We start from the raw sequence: 18,258 nt of genomic DNA on the forward strand, positions 1-18,258 counted from the left end.
AACCTTTCTGGGCGCCGCAAGGGTGCGTGTCTGGACCGGCTGTTTCAGAGCATAGTCCTGAAACCCGCAATCCAGAGCCCCTTCGGAAGCTGGCCTATCCTATCGGTGTTTTTTAATGTCTGACAATCGACGCCACGTTATGTTTTGTTAACCGGGGGGGATGGGGGGGTGTTCTGAATGGTTGGGTATCAGGTGGGGTGATTGCGGGTATGGTGGTTGTGTTCGGTGTTCGGTGTTCAGTGTTCATATCCGTTACTGCGGTAACGGCTGCTTATCCAATCGGTGTACATATCCATTGCTGCGGTAACGGCTACTGACGGTTTCGCTCTTACAGCGACTCACTTTTCCAAACGCCGAAAAGTAAGCAAAAGGCTTTGCCCCGACGTACGGCACCTCGCCAAGGCTCGGTGTTCCCTCGCTACGGTGTCCATCAGGGGGCATCGCCTCCGGTCTGCTTCGCGACGACCTCCTCTCGATGTGTTCGACTTCGTCGAACGGCGCTACGCGCCTAACCCCCTGATGAACACCTACGCTCGGCCTGCCGAAGGGGCAAAAGATCAAAAGCCAGATCAAGATCAAAAACCAAAGCCAAAGCCAAAGCCAAAGCCAAAGCCAAAGCAGATAGGGGTTTCTGAAAAATTGGGTACAACCAGATGGGACTCAGTTGGCTGTCAGGCCGCCATCGTCGGAACGCCGCCCGGACCAAGCCTGCTCCCACAGAAGAGCAAAGGCAGAGCAGCCCACACCACCACGTCGCTCCTCACCACTCAACAGGAGCGAGGGGCCGTACGTTCGGGGCGAGACCTTTTGGTTCCTTTTGGGGCGTTTGCCAAAAGGGACTCGCTGTAAGAGCGAAACCGCCAGCCGCCGCTCCCGCAGAAACGGATATGTACTCAATCAACCAAGAACCAGGTCGGCCCGAAGGCCGCCAAGGTCAACAGCAGACTCAAGCCAAACTCTTGCTGACCACTTCAAACACATCACTGGACAACTGCCCCGAAGCCCGAATCCGCTCCAGCTCCCCCTTCATCAAAACCTGACGAGCACTGTCGTACTTGCGCCAGCGAGTCAAAGGCGCCAACTGGCGAGAAGCAATCTGCGGATTGAAGCCATTCAACTCGATCACCAGATCCGCCAGGAAGCGATACCCCGAACCGTCAGCAGCATGGAAGTTGATCAGGTTCTGCCCGGCAAACGCACCGACCAACGCCCGCACCTTGTTCGGGTTCTTGATGTTGAACGCCGGGTGCTGCATCAACGCCCTGGTCCGTGCCAGGCCACCGGGCAACACGCTGCCGGCCTGGACGCTGAACCACTGATCCATGACCAACGGATTGTCCTTGAAGTGTTCGGCGAAACTGGCCAGCGCCTTGGCCTTCTCGGCGTCGAACGGTGAATTGACCAACACGGCAAGTGCGGTCAGGCGCTCGGTCATGTTGTCGCACGCGTCGAACTGCTCCAGAGTCGCAGCCACAACTTCCGGCTTGCCGCTGAGCATCAGGTACGACAGCGCGATGTTCTGCAAGGCACGACGGGCAAAGTGCTCGGCTTCGGCCATGTACGGCGTCTGCTTCGACAATTCGCGATTGGCCTGATAACGCTGCCACAGGCCTTCGAACAACGCGTCAGCCAGTTGCTTGCGGGCAAACTCGCGAGCCGTGTGAATCGCTTCGACGTCCGCCACTTCGCTGATCTCGGTCAGGTATGCCTCGCTTGGCAGCGACAGCATTTCGGCGACCATGGCCTGATCCAGCGACTCATCCGAGAGCACCGTGCGCAGCGCCGACACCAGACGCTGATCGAGTACCAGCGCTTCGCCTTTCTGCTGCTGAGCGATCAGCTCTTGCAGCACCTGCACCGACAGTTGCTGACCGGCATCCCAGCGGTTGAAGCCGTCGCTGTCGTGCTGCATCAGGAACATCAACTGATCGCGGTTGTACGGGAAGCTCAGTTTCACCGGTGCCGAGAAGCCGCGCAGCAACGATGGCAGCGGTTGTTCGGCGATGTCGACGAAGGTGAAAGTCTGCTCGGCTTCGGTCACGGAAATGACCCGCGAGGTGCCTTGCGCGGTGGCTTCACCGGACAGACGCAGGGTAATCGCCACGCCTTTGGAATCCAGCAGGCCCAGTTCGACCGGGATCACGAACGGCAGTTTTTCAACCTTGTCCGGGGTTTCCGGGCAGCTCTGGCGGAAGGTCAGGCTGTAGGTTTTCGCCGCGGCGTCGTAGGACTCAGTTACCGCCAGACGCGGTGTACCGGCCTGGCTGTACCAGCGCTTGAACTGGGTCAGGTCAACGCCATTGGCGTCTTCCATGGCCTTGATGAAGTCATCGCAGGTCACGGCCTGGCCGTCGTGGCGTTCGAAGTACAGGTCGCTGCCTTTGCGGAAGCCTTCGGCGCCGAGCAGGGTGTGGATCATGCCGACCACTTCCGAGCCCTTTTCGTACACGGTCAGGGTGTAGAAGTTGGAAATCTCGATGAAGCTGTCCGGGCGCACGGCGTGGGCCATGGGCCCGGCGTCTTCGGCGAACTGGTGGGTGCGCAGGTACGCCACGTCCTGGATGCGCTTGACCGTGGCCGAGTTCATGTCCGAGGAGAAACCGGCATCGCGGAACACGGTGAAGCCTTCCTTGAGCGACAACTGGAACCAGTCGCGGCAGGTCACGCGGTTGCCCGACCAGTTGTGGAAGTATTCGTGGGCGACGATCGCCTCGACCCGCTGGTGCGCGGCGTCGGTGGCGGTTTCCGCCTTGGCCAGCACGGCGCTGGAGTTGAAGATGTTGAGGCCCTTGTTCTCCATGGCGCCCATGTTGAAGTCATTCACGGCGACGATCATGAAGATGTCCAGGTCGTACTCGCGACCGTAGACCTCTTCATCCCAACGCATGGACTTCTTCAGGCTGTTCATCGCGTGCTGGCACTTGTCGATGTTTTCCGGCTCGACGTAAATGCGCAGCGCCACGGTGCGCTCGCTCAGGGTGGTGAAGCTGTCTTCGACGCACCACAGGTCGCCGGCCACCAGCGCAAACAGGTACGCCGGTTTCTTGAACGGGTCTTCCCAGGTCGCCCAGTGCCGGCCTTCTTCACCGGGACCGGAAGCGATCGGGTTGCCGTTGGACAGCAGCACCGGATAGCTGTGTTGTTCGGCGACGACCGTGGTGGTGAAGGTGCTCATCACGTCCGGGCGGTCGAGGTAATAGGTGATCTTGCGAAAGCCTTCGGCCTCGCACTGGGTGCAGAACATCGTGCCGGACTTGTACAGGCCTTCCAGCGCGGTGTTGGTTTCCGGGTGGATCCGGACGCTGGTATCGACCGTGAAGGTGGTGCTGGTCGGGTGCAGGGTCAGGTGATTCTCGGTCAGCTGATACTGCGCCTCGGAAAGCGCCTGGTCGGCCAGGGTGACCGACAGCAGTTCCAGCTGCTGGCCATCCAGCACCAGCGGCGGCAGGCCCGGGCCACGCTCGGGATTGCGGCGCATCACCAGTTGCGCATGGACCAGGCTGTGGTCCTCGTACAACTCGAAGGTCAGGTGCGTTTCGTCGATCAGGTACTCGGGCGCCTGATAGTCCTTGAGGTAGATCATCTTCGGTTGTTCGGTGCGCATGCTGGAGTCCTTACTGATGCACGGCGAGCTGGTAGGCCGTGTATTTACGAATATTGATCACGCCGGTGTCGAAGATCAGGTATTGGCCCTTGACCCCCATCAGCGTGCCTTCGGCAATCGGGTTCTTGTCCAGGTTGAAGCTGACGATCTTCGCTGGGTACTGCTCGACCGGGTAGCGGATTTCCAGCGGTTCGACGTCGGTCACCGGCTGGATCGCCTGCAAGCCAAATCGCTGCTGCAACCCCAGCAAGCCTTCAGCGCAGCTGTCGAACAGCTGATCGCGGACTTCGGCCAGGTTCACCACCGCCGCATCGCCCTTGAGCAAAGCACGCCAGTTGGTCTTGTCGGCCACCTGGCTGCGGAACAGATCCTCGACGAAACCGGACTGCTGGCGGGTCAAGACGCGCATGATCGGCAAGGCCTGGCTCGCCCCTTGGTCGAGCCAGCGGGTCGGCAACTGGGTGGCGCGGGTAATCCCGACTTTCACCCCCGACGAATTGGCCAGGTACACCACGTGGTCGGTCATGCAGAACTTCTCGCCCCACTCAGGCTCCCGGCAAGTACCGGCCTCGAAGTGGCAGCGCTCCGGGCTCATGATGCACACGTCGCACTGGGCCAGCTTGGTCATGCACGGGTAGCAGTAGCCCTGGCTGAAACTGGTCTTGGTCTTGCGTCCGCAATGGGTGCAGTGGATCGCCCCCAGGTATTCCAGGCGCACCGTGGTACCGATCAACGGATTGACCGGGATCTCGGTTTCGCCCAGACGAAATGCGTATTGCACGTTCGGCCCGTCCAGGCGCGCCGACATTTTGCTGATTGCACCGCGGCCAATCTCGATCAATGGATGGCATCCGACTTGAACAGGATATTGGGCACTTGAATCGACTTGGAGCTGCATTCCTGCGGGCCCATGTAGCCCGTGCGCTGGTCCTCGGGCAGGTTCTGGACTTCCCAGGCGATCATCGCCTGCAGCGACAGCTCGCGTTGTTCGGCGGTGAGTTTGCCACCGTCGGACCATTTGCCGATTTCTACGGCCAGTTTCAGGCTCTCGTAGATATCGTGGGTGATGTTCTTGATCATTTCGTTAAAAGAGGACATTGGGTCTCCGTCTCTTTATTGCATGTTCTGAATTAGGCGGCCAGTTTACGGCGGTTATACAAACCGCCCAACAAACCGGTGAAGCATCCGATGAGTAACCCGCTGACGTGGGCCGCGTTGGCGATTTCGCCGAAGCCGATCATCGAGACCAGCCCGGACAGGCACAGCAGCAACCACACCAGCATCATCACCAGCACACCACGGGGCAGGCGATAGGCCGGGTTCGGCGCCAGCAGCTGGAAGATCCAGCAATGCCCGAGCAGGCCGTACAGTACGCCGGACAAACCACCGAACAAGGTCGGGCCGCTGAAGAAATACTGGGCGAAGTTGGACACCAGGCTGAACAGCAAGGTCAGGCCGATCAGGTTGATACTGCCCTGGCGCGACTCGATGCGCCGCCCCAGCTCCCAGTACCACATGCCGTTCATCGCCAGGTGCAGGATGCCGAAGTGGATCAGCATCGGCGTGACCAGGCGCCACCACTGCCCCGCCGCCAGGCTGTCGGCCAGTGGCGTGAAGTGGAGGTACTCGCCGACCACGCGGAATTCAAGGAAGGTCAGCCAGCGCATCGTTTCAAGGTTGTCGCCCAGCATGGTCACCGCGCCGACGATCATGCTAAGCAGCAATACCAGCGCGGTGGCCCTGGCGTACTTCAACTGCTCGACGAACCCCGGACGCGTGACGGTCTGTGCCAGCGGAATGTCCAGCTGCTGATCGGGGTCACCCGCCGGAAAACGTTCGTACAACGCACGCACGTCTTCACTGATGTTGTCCGGCACCCACAACACCTGCTCGCCAGCTTCCTCGCTGACCCGGTGGGGCACTTGCATGCGCTTGAGCAAGGTGACGAACCCGCTCAAGTCCACCGCCAGGGGCAGTCGCAATACCGCTACAGCACTCATTGCAGCACCTCCGGCCGCTCGACATCGACCCAGACGAATTTTTGCGGATCCAGGCGGGTTTCCTGATCCAGTCGGTAGGCAACCAGTTTGCCGTACAGCACCGCGCTGTAATCCAGGCAGGCCAGGTTCGGCCGGATCGGTGCCGGCTTGCCGCTGCGCCAGTAATGGCCGACGAACAACAGCGGCTCATCGATGCCATAGCGCAGCAAACTGTTCTTTTCGGTGGACGTCAGCGGCGTCCGGGCCACGGGTTCCGGCAGTGCATCCGGCTGGAACACGATGTCGCCGTAGGTTTTCGGATCGTCTTCCCAGAACTTGGTCCGGAAGAACGAACGTACCAGGCCGTCGCCGCTGGTCATCGTCAGGCCATGGGGCAAGCGCATGTCTGTGCCACGCAGTAGCCGGTCGAATACGGTGCAGGCAAAAGAGCCCGACTCCGCCGAGGCCTGGAGAAAATGCTCGTCGATGCAGCCGTTGGGGAACAGCGCGCGCAGCGGTTCGATCAGTCCGGCATCCCAGCAGGCGTGGACCACGCGAAAACGCCCGGCATCGACGAACAATGGCAATTTGTAGAACCATTGCTGGAAGTCCTGCCAGTCGCCCGGATGGTGTTCGAACTGGGTCAGGGTTTCGTGCAGCAGGCGGGCATGGCGCGGGGTGTGTTCGCGCACGAACTGCTTGCCGCTGCCCGGCAGCGCCGGCGTGCTCCAGCCCAGCGCATTGAACTCGTGGTTGCCCATGATGCACAGCGCCTGACCGGCCTCGACCATATCGTGGACGATATGCAGCGCCTCGCGAATCCGCGGGCCGCGGTCGATGATATCGCCGACGAACACCGCCATGCGCGAGGCATGCCGCCAGACGCCATCCTGCTTGTGATAACCGAGTCGGTCGAGCAAGTGCTCCAGGGTCAGAGCGCAACCGTGCACGTCACCGATCAGGTCGTAGCTACGCGCGGGATCGAGCATCAGTCGCCTCCACCCCCCAACTTGCTGCCCCAGCCGAGCTTGGTCCGGCAGACCTCATAGTAGTTGTGGTCCAGCGGGTGAATCAGCCGCAGTTTCTGGGCTTTCTTGCTGACGGTAATGGTGTCGCCCGGCGCGCAGGTGAAATGGTTCTGCCCGTCGCACGAGACTTGCGGGTAAATCTGCATATCCTTGGACACGACGATCTTCAGCTCACTGTTGCCATCGACCACGATGGGTCTACCCGACAAGGTATGGGGGTACATCGGCACAATCACAATAGCGTCGAGCTTGGGATGCATGATCGGCCCGCCGGCGGACAACGCGTAGGCGGTGGATCCGGTCGGCGTGGCGACGATCAGGCCGTCGGCCTTCTGGCTGCAGACGAACTGGCCGTCGATGTACAGCTCGAATTCGATCATTCGCGTGGATTTGCCGGGGTGCAGCACCACATCGTTCAGTGCATCGCCCTGGCCGATGGCCTCGCCGTGGCGACGGACTTCGGCCTGCAACAGGAAGCGGTTTTCCACCAGATAGTGGCCATCCAGCACTTCGGCGACCTTGGTTTCCAGCTCGTCGGGACGGATGTCGGTGAGGAAACCCAGGCTGCCGCGGTTGATGCCGAGCACCGGAATATTATGTTTGGCCAGTGCCCGGGCGGCACCGAGCAGGCTGCCGTCACCACCGACCACGATGACCATGTCGCAGACTTCGCCGAGCATCTTGCGCGACGAGGTTTGCAAGCCATGCCCTGGCAGCACTTCGGCGATGGTGTCTTCGAGGATCACGTGCAGGTGACGATCGAGCAGAAACCGTTTCAGTCGGCGGACGGTATCCAGCACCTGGGAACTGCCCAGGCGACCGATGATGCCGATATTGCGAAATTGCTCCATGGGGCTCCTGCGGGAATCTGCGTGGCGGCGAAATACCCGATTATGGGCGAAAGCCGCCCGTAGACAAAATCCTTTCAGCTTCAAGGGTGTGCCCGGGTTTCGGGCTATGCTCGCAAGATGATGCTATTTCCCGATTTGCTCCACCTGCCCCATCAGTTACGCCATCCCGAAGTGCGTGACCTTGCGTGGGTCATCCTCGCGCCGCCAATGCTAGGCGATACCCCGTGGCCGCAGCGTCACCCGCTGGCCGGTAGCGACTGGGTGCAGGCACCGGATCGGCTGGAGCACTGGCTGCGGCAGCTTGATCGGGACAGTTATGGCCTGCTGCATTGGCTGGCCCAGGCCCGGACCCGGCGCCTGGGTTTGTACTACGAACGCCTCTGGCAGTTCGCCGTGCAACATGCACCCGGCATTGAACTGATTGCCGCCAACCTGCCGATTCGCCGCGAAGGACACACCCTGGGTGAACTGGACATGCTGCTACGCGACCGCGACGGCGTGCATCACCTGGAATTGGCGATCAAGCTCTACCTCGGCCCGCAATCCGGTGACGGACACGACACCGCTCAGTGGCTGGGTCCGGGCTGCCACGACCGGCTCGACCGCAAACTGGCGCACCTGAGCCAGCATCAATTGCCGATTTCCGCGCGCCCCGAGAGCCGTGAAGTACTGGCGGCGCTGGATATTCAGGCGTTCAGCGCGCATTTGTGGCTGGGCGGGTACCTGCTGTATCCGTGGCCCGGTCAGGCAGCCCCGCCATCGGGTGCCCATCCGCAGCATTTGCGCGGTCGCTGGTTGCATCAAAAGGATTGGCCGGCGTTGTTGGCCCAGAGCCCGCCCGGTCGCTGGCAACCCCTGCCCCGCCACGCCTGGCTGGCGCCAGCGCATTATTCGGCGGAGCACACCTGGAACCCTGAGCAGATGCAAGCCTGGCTCGATGAACTGGACCCGCTGGCGCCCGCACAACTGCTGGTGCGTCTGGTGGAAAATGCCACGGGTGACTGGGAAGAGGCAGAACGGTTGTTTCTGGTGGCGGACCTTTGGCCGAATGTACCGGGACAGGGTTGAGTCTTGTATTGCCTGATCCGCCCCCTTCGCGAGCAGACTCGCGAAGGGGCCAACCCGGCCTGAACAGATAACCACCCAGCGTTTCGCAGAACAAAACACTGGCCAATGACTATCAAACTTTCTTGTGCTGTTCGACCCATTGCCCATAGGCATTGATGAATTTTTGCAGGAACGGCTTGACCGACTCGGACAACTTGCCCGCCTCGTCGAACGCCGAACCGGCGTTCCCCAGATAGGCCTCCGGTTGCTGCATCACTGGCACATTGAGAAACACCATGGATTGACGCAGGTTGTGGTTTGCACCAAACCCGCCGACGGCCCCCGGCGAAACGCTGATAATGGCCCCCGGTTTACCGCTCCAGGCACTTTTGCCGTATGGACGCGACCCCACGTCAATCGCATTTTTCAACGGCGCCGGCACCGAGCGGTTGTATTCCGGGGTCACGAACAACACCGCGTCGGATGAGCTCACCTGTTGTCGGAAAGTGCTGTAGGCTGCCGGCGGTGAAGCGCCATCGATGTCTTCGTTATAGAGCGGCAGATCGCCGATTTCGACGATGTTGAGCTTGAGATTGGCCGGCGCCAACTCTATCAGGGCCCGTGCGACCTTGCGGTTGATCGATTCCTTTCTCAAGCTGCCGACCACGACGGCGATCGTATAGACGTTGCTCATAAGAGTTTCTCGACTGTCCGATATGAAGAGCTTGTAGTTATAGATGACGATTCAAGCAGTGGGCGACCGAAAACACCGCCCCTGACTATTTTTTTCCCGTAGGAAAACTTACCTCGCCCAAGCACGGTCTACAGTGCCGCAAATTGAGTGATTTATCTCCAGAGGTTCTAAGCAGATGGCAGCAGTACTCGTCGGTCAGTTCCATGCAAGAGACGCGGAAGGCCGTATTTATTCGGTGCACGAGTTCCAGGACTCCACCCCGGCGGTAGACGGTTCAAGCCCTGTCACCACCTACAAACTGGCCATTGGCGACCGTGTCAACAAGGTCGACGACAATGAATTCATGCTGGTGCAAACCGGCGTGACCATTACCCGCGAACCGCAAACCGCCAGCGTTTCATAACCCGTCGTTATGAGCAGAAGTCATATGCACGGACTTGGGGTAGGATTCAGCCACTGACTCCTCCACCTGCTGAACATGGACTTCACGCATGCGCTTACGCCATATCGAAGTGATCCAGGCGCTCTTGCAGACCGGTCACCTGGGCACCGCCGCCGAATGGCTGCAGTTGCCGGTGGCCGAAGTCGAGCGTTTGCTGCGCGACGCAGAGGATCAGTTGGGTTTCATGCTGTTCGCCAGCGTGCGCGGGCGATTGCAGGCCACCCGCGAAGCGCGGGAACTGCAGGTGGAAATTGCCCGGGTCTACGATGCGCTCGAACCGGTGCAGCGCCTGGCCAACAGCCTCCGGCAATACCTGGCGCCGCCGCTGCGCATCATCTGCACCCCGCCTCTGGCCAACCAACTGTTGCCACACAGCATCGCGGCCCTGCGCCGACGCCTGCCCGATGCGCCTTGCACACTGCTGAGCCAGCCGACCCGCGACATCGTCAGAAGCCTGCTGCTGCGTGAAAGCGATCTGGGCCTGAGCCTGCACGACCCCGATCACGCCGACCTCGATTGCCAGATAATTGCCCAGGGCAAACTCCAGTTGCTCGCCCCCCATGGCTGGCTGCAACCGAAACAGAAATACATTTCACTGCAGGATCTGGCCGGCCAATCGATGATAGGCCTGGAGGGGCAAGACCCGCTGAGCCCGGCACTGGAAAACAAACTGCACGGCTTGCGCCCTGCCCCGGTGATCCAGACCCGGGTCCAGACGCATCAGATGATGCGCAGCATGGTCGAGGCCGGCGAAGGCCTGGCCATCGTCGACCCCTTCACCGCCCTCGGCGCCAAAGCCTCGGGACTGGACGCCTGCCCGCTGGCCCCAGCCGTCCCGATCAGTCTCTACGCCCTGACACTGAAGAACGCCGAACCTTCACCAGCCGTTCAGACCTTGTTGGCCATCATCACGGAACAAGCCGCGGCGATGCTGACGAACTGAACGGGTTTTCCAGCGGGTTTTCGAACAGTCGATACCAGAACAGCGCCACTTCGGCGGTGTTCGGATCGATGCCGCGATAGCGCAGGTGGTCGATCCCGCCAATCACGTAACCGCAGCGTTCATAGAGCCGGCAGGCCGCCAGGTTGTTGTTCTGGGTTTCGAGCATGATGCCCGGGAGTTTTTTCTTGCGGCTCCAGAACTGCGCCACATCCAGCAGGGCCTTGGCCACGCCATGCCGCCGGGCCGGTGCGTGCACCGCCAGTTCGTCGATATGGGCAAAGCCGTTCCAGTTGGTACTGACCACCAGGTGCCCCACGGGCTGGTCATCCAGATACGCCATGAAAATCGCGCTGTCGGCGCCATCGCGAAAGCTGCTGAATTCTTCGGGGTCGATGCCGTAGCACTTGCGATAAGGCGTGATCGGGGTGACCGGCCACTGTGCCACCGGCTTGCCTATTTCGGCCGCACCGTAGGCCGCGACTTCAAAACTGAAATCACTGCCCCAGATGTAGGCGGCAAAACCCTCGTCGGCAACCCGTACCGACAACCCTGGGAAATTCGGATTTATAACCGGCTGCATACTGGGAAAGGTCCTCATTCCTTGATGCAATCGACGGTGTAGCACCGCCCACTGCCCTGATCTTCGTGTTGCAATCCGTGCACATCAGCAACGAACCCCGGAAAACTGCTATCGAACGTGCGGGCAAACGCCAGGTAATCGATGATCGAGCGGGTCGACTCGGTAAAACGCTCGCCCGGCATGATCAGCGGAATGCCGGGCGGGTACGGCACCAGCATCACCGCGGCGATCCGCCCGTCCAGCGCATCGATCGACACGGCTTCGACTTCACCCCGCACCAATTGATCATAGGCGTCCGCCGGCTTCATCGCGACTTCCGGCAGTACGGTGTACATACGTTTGAGGTGCCTGGCGGTGGCATTGCTGCGATAACAGGCATGCAACTGATCGCACAGATCCCGCAGGCCCATGCCCTGATAGCGCGCGACATTCTCTTGCGCCACGCAGGGCAGGCAACTGGCCAGGCTGACGTTGGCGTCATAGCTGCGCTTGAACTCCAGCAGTTCGGTGAGCAGCGTGCTCCACTTGCCCTTGGTGATGCCCATGGAGAACAACACCAGGAACGAATACAGCCCGGTTTTCTCGACCACCAGGCCGCGCTCCCAGAGGAACTTGCTGACCACCGCCGCCGGAATCCCGCGCTCGCTGAGGGCGCCACCGGCGGTCAATCCCGGCATTACCAACGTGACCTTGATCGGGTCGAGCAACACATAATCGTCGGTCACGCCGCCAAAGCCGTGCCAGTCGGCATCGGGTTGCAGCAACCAGTCCTCGGTGACGACCCGCTCGATGCCTTGCGCCGTCGGCGGTTGCCAGATCGAGAACCACCAGTCATCGGCGGCAATGTGCTGGCGCAAGTTGGCCAGCGCCCGGCGAAAACTCAGGGCTTCGTCGAACATTTCCTGCAACAGCGAACGCCCGGCCGGCCCTTCCATCATCGCCGACGCCACATCCAGCGAGGCGATGATGCCGTACTGCGGCGAGGTCGAGATGTGCATCATGAACGCTTCGTTGAAGCGATCCCGGTCCAGCTGCCGCGCACCGCCATCGCGCACGTGAATCATCGACGCCTGGCTGAAGGCCGCCAGCAACTTGTGGGTCGAATGGGTGGTGAACACCAACGGGCTGTCTTCATCACGGGAGGTGCCCATGCCGTAGCGCCCGGCAAAGAACTCATGAAACGCCGCATAGGCGTACCAGGCCTCATCGAAGTGCAACACCTCAACGCTATTGCCCAGTTGCTGCCTGATCAGCTCGGCGTTGTAGCAGAGGCCGTCATAGGTCGAATTGGTCACCACCGCGAGCTTGACCTTCGGTGAACGACCCTTGGTCAGCGGACTGGCGTCGATCTTGGCCTGGATCGATTCGCGGCTGAACTCACTCAGTGGAATCGGGCCGATGATCCCCAGTTCATTACGCTCCGGACACAGGTACAGCGGGATCGCGCCGGTCATGATGATCGAGTGCAGCACCGACTTGTGGCAATTGCGGTCCACCAGCACCAGGTCATCGCGGGCGACCACCGAGTGCCAGACAATCTTGTTGGCCGTGGAGGTGCCATTGATCACGAAAAAGGTGTGATCGGCGCCGAAATTGCGTGCCGCGCGAGCCTCGGCTTCAGCCAGGGGGCCGGTGTGATCAAGCAAGGAACCGAGCTCGGGCACCGACACCGAAAGATCCGAGCGCAGGGTGTTTTCCCCGAAAAACTGGTGAAACGCCTGCCCGACCGGGCTTTTGTGATACGCCACACCACCGCCGTGACCCGGAGTGTGCCAGGAGTAGTTGGAGTCCGCCGTGTGTTGCACCAATGCCTTGAAAAACGGTGGCAGCAGGCCATCTAGGTATTTGCGTGCGGCGCGGGCCACCTGCCGGGCGAGAAAGGGCACGGTGTCTTCGAACAGATAAAGAATGCCGCGCAACTGATTGAGCTCGGCCATGGCGTCGGCGGGCGCGTTTTCCAGGGTCACTTTTTCGCCCAGGGCGAAGATCGGCAGATCCGGCGCGCGGACCCGCGCCAGACCGATCAGTTCGGCCATGTTTTGCAACAAATGGGAATGAGTGCTGGCGTCTTCAGAGGCAATCAACATGCAGGACAGGCCGTGGTAAGTCGACGCCACCAGACGCCCTTCGGTGTAATCCACCGCCGAAACGACGCTGAACCCCTCCTGCTCCAGCTCCCGGGCAATACCCCGCACACGGTCGCCGGCAACACTGTCGGTCTTGATGTCGCGATGGACAATCAGGACCGGAAATTTCAAGTCTTTGTACATGAGGCTCAGTGTCCTGAGGCGGCAGACCAGAGCCTGCCAATCACCTCAGGGTAGAGTGTTGCAGAGGATGTGGCGAGCGGGATGCACCAACTTGTGGCGACAGGGGAGTTTCCCTGTGGCGAGGGAGCTTGCTCCCGCTGGAGCGCGAAGCGGTCCCATCATTCGTTCAGATAAACCGCAGAGGATGTATTTACGACTGCTTCGCAGCCGAGCGGGAGCAAGCTCCCTCGCCACAAAAAGCATTCATTGGAATGAGGAACTACGCCTGCGCTTCCGCCTCAGCCAACTGCACCCACAACGCCGGGGCACCCGCGGACTTGCCGATGATTTCCAGGCGCGCCGCATGGCGGGCCAGGTCGTCTTCGCTGGCGCGGATGATGCGCGTCGGCTGGCGGTCCGCCGGCAAACGGCGAATCTCGGTGGCCGAGTTATCCGCCCCTTCCCCCGAGCCATTGCCATCGGATGCGTTGCCGGCCAGGGACAGGCTGGTCTGCCCCCCGGTCATGGTCAGGTAGACGTCGGCGAGAATCTCGGAGTCGAGCAAGGCACCGTGCAGTTCACGGCCGGAGTTGTCGACGCCATAGCGTTTGCACAGGGCGTCGAGGCTGTTGCGCTGCCCCGGGTGACGTTCCCTGGCCATCATCAGGGTGTCGAGGATCGAGCAGTGCTGCGTGATGTCTGCGCGGTCCTGCTGGCCCATCAGGGCGAATTCGTTGTTGATGAAGCCAACGTCGAACGCCGCGTTATGGATGATCAGCTGCGCGCCCTTGATGAACTCGAAGAACTCTTCGGCCACCTCGGCAAAACGCGGCTTGCCCACGAGGAATTCGTTGGTGATGCCGTGGACACCGATGGCGCCCTCGTCACTTTCGCGATCGGGTTGCAGGTAAACGTGAAAGTGCCGGCCCGTCAGGCGTCGGCCGATCAACTCGACACAACCGATTTCGATAATCCGGTGGCCGTCGGTCACCGGCATGCCGGTGGTTTCGGTGTCGAGTACAACGGATCTGGTGGCCATCAGTGCTCAGCTCTCAATCGGTCAATCGTGCAAAAGCGCGAATCTTAACATGCTCACCGTACGGGAGGTTGATCAGCCCTGTTTGTACCCACGCACTTCATCCACGCCACGGTTGGCCAACTGGTCGGCCCGTTCGTTGCCGTGATGGCCAATGTGTCCGCGCACCCATTTCCAGGTGACTTTGTGGCGGTTGACCTGCTCGTCAAGCAGCTTCCACAGGTCAGCGTTTTTCACCGGTTCCTTCGCCGCGGTTTTCCAGCCGCGCTTCTTCCAGTTGTCCATCCACTCGTTGATGCCTTTCATCACGTACTGGGAGTCGGTCACCAGCAGCACCTCGCAAGGTCGCTTGAGTTCTTCCAGGCCACGGATCGCGCCCATCAGTTCCATGCGATTGTTGGTGGTATTGGCTTCGCCGCCCCACAGTTCCTTTTCGACGCCCTTGCACACCAGCAGTGCGCCCCAGCCGCCGGGGCCAGGGTTGCCTTTGCAGGCGCCGTCGGTGAACAGTTCTACGCTATCGCTCATGCCAATCTATCCAGAAAATGCGCTGGCCCGCCGATCGCTGACCGACGACGCCCGAAGCCGGGGCAAGCCCGGCCGCAAATGAAAAGTGTGTATTACGGTTCGATGTTGCGCCGGTTGACCTTGGCCATCGGCAACGGGATCAGCTTGCCCATCGGTTCGCGCCGCTCCTGACGGACCGGTCGCAGGCCCACCACGATCTTGCGCGCCACCAATAAATAGAAGCCGCCGCCCGACAGTTGCCAGTCACCGGCCTTGCGCTCCCAACCGGCCAGGCGGGTCTGCCACGCCGGCGACGCAAGCGGCGGACGATAGCACCCGAAGCGACGTTTCTCCAGCGCGAAGCCCAGCAGGTTCAGCCAGTCAGCGACCCGTGACGGCGAAATGCAGCGCGCCTTGCGCAGCGCATCCTGGGCAAATACATGCCGCAGACCCCAACTGCTCCAGGGATTGATGCCGATGATCAGCAAGTGCCCGCCGGGGCGTACGCTGCTGGCCGCCTCGCGAAGCAGGCCGTGGGGCGACAGGCAGAAATCCAGGCCATGCTGCAGCACCACCACATCGGTGGCATGTTCGCTCAGCGGCCAGGCCTGCTCCTCACAAACGATCTCGACCCCCGGCAACGGCGCGCCAAGGCGCACATTGCGTTGCACCTGGGGGGCCGCCGGCGGAGTCTGGGCCGAGGGACCGTAATGCACCAGATAGCCACCAAAGAACCGCCCGAGCTCGTCTTCGAGCATGCGACGCTCTTCGTCCAGCAGAAATTGCCCGAGGGGACCGGCCAGCCACTCGCGGGCCGCGCTGATCAACGCCAGCCAGTCAGGATCGGCTTGTGCGAACGCTTTATCAGTCATTGCATTCTCCAACGCGCCAGGAAGTTCTAAGATGCGCCAATGTTTTCCGCTTGGCGAATCCGACGATGATACAGATCACTGCCCTGCCCGCCTTCACCGACAACTACATCTGGTTGTTACAAGACCACGGCAGCAAGCGCTGCGCGGTCGTCGACCCGGGCGATGCCGCCCCCGTGCAAGCCTGGCTCACGGCCAATCCGGGCTGGGTACTGAGTGATATTTTGATCACTCATCACCATCATGACCACGTCGGCGGCGTCGAACAGCTGAAAAAGGCGACGGACGCGAAAGTCTATGGTCCGGCCAGCGAAACGATCCCGGCGCGGGACGTTGCGCTCAAGGACAACGACAAGGTCAGTGTGCTCGGCTGGGATTTCGATGTCCTCGCGATCCCTGGCCACACCCTGGGGCATATCGCCTATTACCATCACGGCTTGCTGTTCTGCGGCGACACCCTGTTTGCCGCCGGTTGCGGACGCTTGTTCGAAGGCACGCCACAGCAAATGTACAGCTCGCTGACACGCCTCGCCGGGTTGCCGGATGACACGCTGGTGTACTGCACCCACGAGTACACCCTCAGCAATCTGAAGTTTGCGGCGGCCGTCGAGCCGAACAACCCGGACACCGCCGAGCGCCTGGCCAAAGTCACCCGCCAACGGGAATCCGGGATCATGACGTTGCCGTCGACACTGGCGCTGGAAAAGCTCACAAACCCGTTTTTGCGCTCCGGTGAAACATCCGTTAAAGAAAAAGCGGACGAACGGACCGGCACCGATAACTCGGCGCCCGATATGGTTTTTGCTGCGCTTCGAGCGTGGAAAGACAGGTTCTAAAGGGGCTTCTCAAGATTGCAACAATTCTGAAAGGTTGACCGCGCAGGGTACGCTTTCTAGAATCGCCCGACATTTTTGCCCGGAACTTACTTCCAGCCAATGTCGTCACCTATTCGCAAAGCCATCAGTTCAGACGCATTGACCCGCTTGGCTCAAGCCATAGCGGTGGCTGTGTCCGCCACCCTGGCGGGCTGTTCCAGCCATGCGCCGCAGACCGATGCGGCGCACACGCAGAACATCGCCGCGCGCGCCAAGCAGAAGCCAATCTGGCTCAGCGAAAAACCCAGCCCGCAAATTCCCCAGGACGTCTGGGAGCGCATGCGCCAGGGCTTCCAGCTGCAGGACGGGCTGGGCGTCAACCCGCGCATCGAGCAACAGCGCCTGTGGTTCGCCAGCAATCCATCTTTCCTCGAAAACGCCGGCGAACGTGGCAGCCTCTACATTCACTACATCGTCGAGCGCCTTGAAGAACGCAACATGCCGCTGGAACTGGCCCTGCTGCCAGTGATTGAAAGCGCCTACAACCCGATGGCCTATTCCCGGGCCGACGCGGTGGGTCTTTGGCAGTTCATCCCGTCCACCGGGCGTTATTTCAACCTGCGTCAAACCCGTTTCTATGATGGCCGTCGCGATATCACCGCGTCGACCACCGCCGCGCTTGATTACCTGACCCGCCTGCACGACATGTTCAACGGCGACTGGATGCTGGCCCTGGCGGCCTACAACGCCGGCGAAGGCACCGTCAGCCGGGCCATCGAGCGCAACGAACGCCTCGGCCTGCCGACCGACTACTGGAACCTGCCGCTGCCCTCCGAAACCCAGGCCTACGTGCCGAAGTTGCTGGCACTGTCGCAAGTGGTGATGGCGCCGGAAGCCTACGGCGTGAACCTCAACCCGATCGCCAACGAACCCTACTTCCAGGTCGTCGAAATCAACCAGCGCATGGACCTGTCCAAGGTTGCTGAAGTCGCCAACATCGACGAAGACGAACTGTTTCAGCTCAACCCGGCTTTCAAGCAACGCACCACCATCGACGGCCCGCAACATCTGCTGGTCCCGACCTCCAAGGCGCAATTGCTGACCAGCAGCCTGCAAACCATGCGTCCTGAAGAACTGATCAGCAAGAAATCGCTCAAGCCGGTCTTCGAAGGTGCCGACGACACCCAGGTCGCCAGCGTCAAGCGTTCCTACCGGGTCAAGCGGGGTGACAACCTCGGCTCCATCGCCAAGGCCAACAACGTCGACGTGCAGGACCTGCAACGCTGGAACAAACTGAACGGCAAGAACCTCAAGCCCGGCCAGACCCTGGTCATGCAGGACACCAGCAAGCGCAGCTCCGGGCGCGTCAACACCGTGATTGCAGCCAACACCAAGAAGCAACAGACCACGTACAAGGTCCAGCAAGGCGACTCGCTGTACATCGTGGCCAAGCGCTTCAACGTAGAGATGCAGCATCTCAAGCGCTGGAACCCGCGTGTCGGCCAGGCGCTCAAGCCTGGCCAGATGTTGACGGTGGCCAATCCGCATTAAAAACAGCCCCTGACTTCAGGGGCTTTTTTATGTCTTCACAGTTTTTGTGGGCTGCTCCTACAG

At 60.9% G+C, this 18,258-nt stretch carries 17 protein-coding genes; 5 read left to right on the forward strand and 12 right to left on the reverse strand.

Annotation, left to right across the window (positions count from 1 at the left end; genetic code table 11):
* Positions 1–946 precede the first annotated feature (946 nt).
* The 6 genes from pepN to VC35_RS00960 are packed head-to-tail and all read right to left on the reverse strand — an operon-like array spanning position 947 to position 7,462.
* Positions 947–3,604 (reverse strand): aminopeptidase N, encoded by a 2,658-nt coding sequence (pepN, locus tag VC35_RS00935; protein ID WP_046037187.1) that lies wholly within the window; start codon positions 3,602–3,604, stop codon positions 947–949.
* 10 nt (positions 3,605–3,614) lie between these two features.
* Positions 3,615–4,445, reverse strand: coding sequence for a DUF2797 domain-containing protein (locus VC35_RS00940; protein ID WP_046037188.1), 831 nt, complete (start codon positions 4,443–4,445; stop codon positions 3,615–3,617).
* On the reverse strand, positions 4,442–4,702 hold the full coding sequence (locus VC35_RS00945; protein ID WP_046037189.1) for a YeaC family protein: 261 nt from the start codon (positions 4,700–4,702) through the stop codon (positions 4,442–4,444). Before VC35_RS00945 ends, VC35_RS00940 begins: the two co-directional genes overlap by 4 nt.
* Before the next feature lie 32 nt (positions 4,703–4,734).
* Positions 4,735–5,604, reverse strand: a complete 870-nt coding sequence (locus VC35_RS00950) for a rhomboid family intramembrane serine protease (protein WP_046037190.1) — start codon at positions 5,602–5,604, stop codon at positions 4,735–4,737.
* Entirely contained in the window at positions 5,601–6,572 is a 972-nt protein-coding gene (locus tag VC35_RS00955) for a metallophosphoesterase (RefSeq protein WP_046037191.1), read from the reverse strand. The genes VC35_RS00950 and VC35_RS00955 overlap by 4 nt, the downstream gene beginning before the upstream one ends.
* Positions 6,572–7,462 (reverse strand): NAD(+) kinase, encoded by an 891-nt coding sequence (locus tag VC35_RS00960; RefSeq protein ID WP_008016128.1) that lies wholly within the window; start codon positions 7,460–7,462, stop codon positions 6,572–6,574. Before VC35_RS00960 ends, VC35_RS00955 begins: the two co-directional genes overlap by 1 nt.
* 117 nt (positions 7,463–7,579) lie before the next feature.
* Between VC35_RS00960 and VC35_RS00965 the strand changes: the two genes are divergently transcribed.
* Complete coding sequence (locus VC35_RS00965; protein WP_046037193.1) at positions 7,580–8,530, forward strand: DUF1853 family protein; 951 nt, start codon at positions 7,580–7,582, stop codon at positions 8,528–8,530.
* 112 nt (positions 8,531–8,642) lie between these two features.
* Here the strand turns inward: VC35_RS00965 and VC35_RS00970 are convergent, their stop codons facing one another.
* Positions 8,643–9,203: an NADPH-dependent FMN reductase gene (locus tag VC35_RS00970; protein WP_046037194.1), complete on the reverse strand. Its 561-nt coding sequence runs from the start codon at positions 9,201–9,203 to the stop codon at positions 8,643–8,645.
* A 175-nt stretch (positions 9,204–9,378) separates the two neighbouring features.
* On the opposite strand from VC35_RS00970, the gene VC35_RS00975 reads away from it, so the two are divergent.
* Positions 9,379–9,606 (forward strand): hypothetical protein, encoded by a 228-nt coding sequence (locus VC35_RS00975; RefSeq protein ID WP_046037196.1) that lies wholly within the window; start codon positions 9,379–9,381, stop codon positions 9,604–9,606.
* An 88-nt stretch (positions 9,607–9,694) separates the two neighbouring features.
* Positions 9,695–10,588, forward strand: coding sequence for a LysR family transcriptional regulator (locus VC35_RS00980; RefSeq protein ID WP_046037197.1), 894 nt, complete (start codon positions 9,695–9,697; stop codon positions 10,586–10,588).
* Here the strand turns inward: VC35_RS00980 and VC35_RS00985 are convergent.
* The 5 genes from VC35_RS00985 to VC35_RS01005 form a co-directional block, all read right to left on the reverse strand.
* A complete protein-coding gene (locus VC35_RS00985) occupies positions 10,554–11,168 on the reverse strand; it encodes a GNAT family N-acetyltransferase (RefSeq protein ID WP_046037198.1) in 615 nt (204 codons plus the stop codon). The two genes, VC35_RS00980 and VC35_RS00985, sit on opposite strands and share 35 nt — an antisense overlap.
* 14 nt (positions 11,169–11,182) lie before the next feature.
* Positions 11,183–13,438, reverse strand: a complete 2,256-nt coding sequence (locus VC35_RS00990; RefSeq protein ID WP_046037199.1) for an Orn/Lys/Arg family decarboxylase — start codon at positions 13,436–13,438, stop codon at positions 11,183–11,185.
* A gap of 259 nt (positions 13,439–13,697) precedes the next feature.
* Positions 13,698–14,456 carry a DNA polymerase III subunit epsilon gene (gene dnaQ / locus VC35_RS00995; RefSeq protein WP_046037200.1) on the reverse strand — a complete coding sequence of 253 codons (759 nt, stop codon included), beginning with the start codon at positions 14,454–14,456 and terminating at the stop codon, positions 13,698–13,700.
* A gap of 72 nt (positions 14,457–14,528) precedes the next feature.
* Positions 14,529–14,981 (reverse strand): ribonuclease HI, encoded by a 453-nt coding sequence (rnhA, locus tag VC35_RS01000; RefSeq protein ID WP_007979123.1) that lies wholly within the window; start codon positions 14,979–14,981, stop codon positions 14,529–14,531.
* Positions 14,982–15,073: 92 nt separating this feature from the next.
* A complete protein-coding gene (locus VC35_RS01005; RefSeq protein ID WP_046037204.1) occupies positions 15,074–15,832 on the reverse strand; it encodes a methyltransferase domain-containing protein in 759 nt (252 codons plus the stop codon).
* Positions 15,833–15,897: 65 nt separating this feature from the next.
* On the opposite strand from VC35_RS01005, the gene gloB reads away from it, so the two are divergent.
* Together gloB and VC35_RS01015 are read left to right on the forward strand one after the other, a co-directional pair.
* Complete coding sequence (gloB, locus tag VC35_RS01010; RefSeq protein WP_046037205.1) at positions 15,898–16,665, forward strand: hydroxyacylglutathione hydrolase; 768 nt, start codon at positions 15,898–15,900, stop codon at positions 16,663–16,665.
* Positions 16,666–16,764: 99 nt separating this feature from the next.
* Positions 16,765–18,195, forward strand: a complete 1,431-nt coding sequence (locus tag VC35_RS01015; protein WP_046037206.1) for a LysM peptidoglycan-binding domain-containing protein — start codon at positions 16,765–16,767, stop codon at positions 18,193–18,195.
* Positions 18,196–18,258 lie beyond the last annotated feature (63 nt).

The sequence above is a fragment of the Pseudomonas fluorescens genome (assembly GCF_000967965.1).
Lineage (GTDB): Bacteria > Pseudomonadota > Gammaproteobacteria > Pseudomonadales > Pseudomonadaceae > Aquipseudomonas > Aquipseudomonas grandcourensis.

Coding starts and splice junctions, on each gene's coding strand:
- dnaQ (WP_046037200.1), bottom strand. CDS start 14,456: ATGGCCACCAGATCCGTTGTACTCGACACCGAAACCACCGGCATGCCG.
- VC35_RS00990 (WP_046037199.1), bottom strand. CDS start 13,438: ATGTACAAAGACTTGAAATTTCCGGTCCTGATTGTCCATCGCGACATC.
- VC35_RS00965 (WP_046037193.1), top strand. CDS start 7,580: ATGATGCTATTTCCCGATTTGCTCCACCTGCCCCATCAGTTACGCCAT.
- VC35_RS00945 (WP_046037189.1), bottom strand. CDS start 4,702: ATGTCCTCTTTTAACGAAATGATCAAGAACATCACCCACGATATCTAC.
- VC35_RS01015 (WP_046037206.1), top strand. CDS start 16,765: ATGTCGTCACCTATTCGCAAAGCCATCAGTTCAGACGCATTGACCCGC.
- VC35_RS00970 (WP_046037194.1), bottom strand. CDS start 9,203: ATGAGCAACGTCTATACGATCGCCGTCGTGGTCGGCAGCTTGAGAAAG.
- VC35_RS00960 (WP_008016128.1), bottom strand. CDS start 7,462: ATGGAGCAATTTCGCAATATCGGCATCATCGGTCGCCTGGGCAGTTCC.
- VC35_RS01005 (WP_046037204.1), bottom strand. CDS start 15,832: ATGACTGATAAAGCGTTCGCACAAGCCGATCCTGACTGGCTGGCGTTG.
- VC35_RS00955 (WP_046037191.1), bottom strand. CDS start 6,572: ATGCTCGATCCCGCGCGTAGCTACGACCTGATCGGTGACGTGCACGGT.
- VC35_RS00985 (WP_046037198.1), bottom strand. CDS start 11,168: ATGCAGCCGGTTATAAATCCGAATTTCCCAGGGTTGTCGGTACGGGTT.
- VC35_RS00975 (WP_046037196.1), top strand. CDS start 9,379: ATGGCAGCAGTACTCGTCGGTCAGTTCCATGCAAGAGACGCGGAAGGC.
- gloB (WP_046037205.1), top strand. CDS start 15,898: ATGATACAGATCACTGCCCTGCCCGCCTTCACCGACAACTACATCTGG.
- rnhA (WP_007979123.1), bottom strand. CDS start 14,981: ATGAGCGATAGCGTAGAACTGTTCACCGACGGCGCCTGCAAAGGCAAC.
- VC35_RS00980 (WP_046037197.1), top strand. CDS start 9,695: ATGCGCTTACGCCATATCGAAGTGATCCAGGCGCTCTTGCAGACCGGT.
- pepN (WP_046037187.1), bottom strand. CDS start 3,604: ATGCGCACCGAACAACCGAAGATGATCTACCTCAAGGACTATCAGGCG.
- VC35_RS00950 (WP_046037190.1), bottom strand. CDS start 5,604: ATGAGTGCTGTAGCGGTATTGCGACTGCCCCTGGCGGTGGACTTGAGC.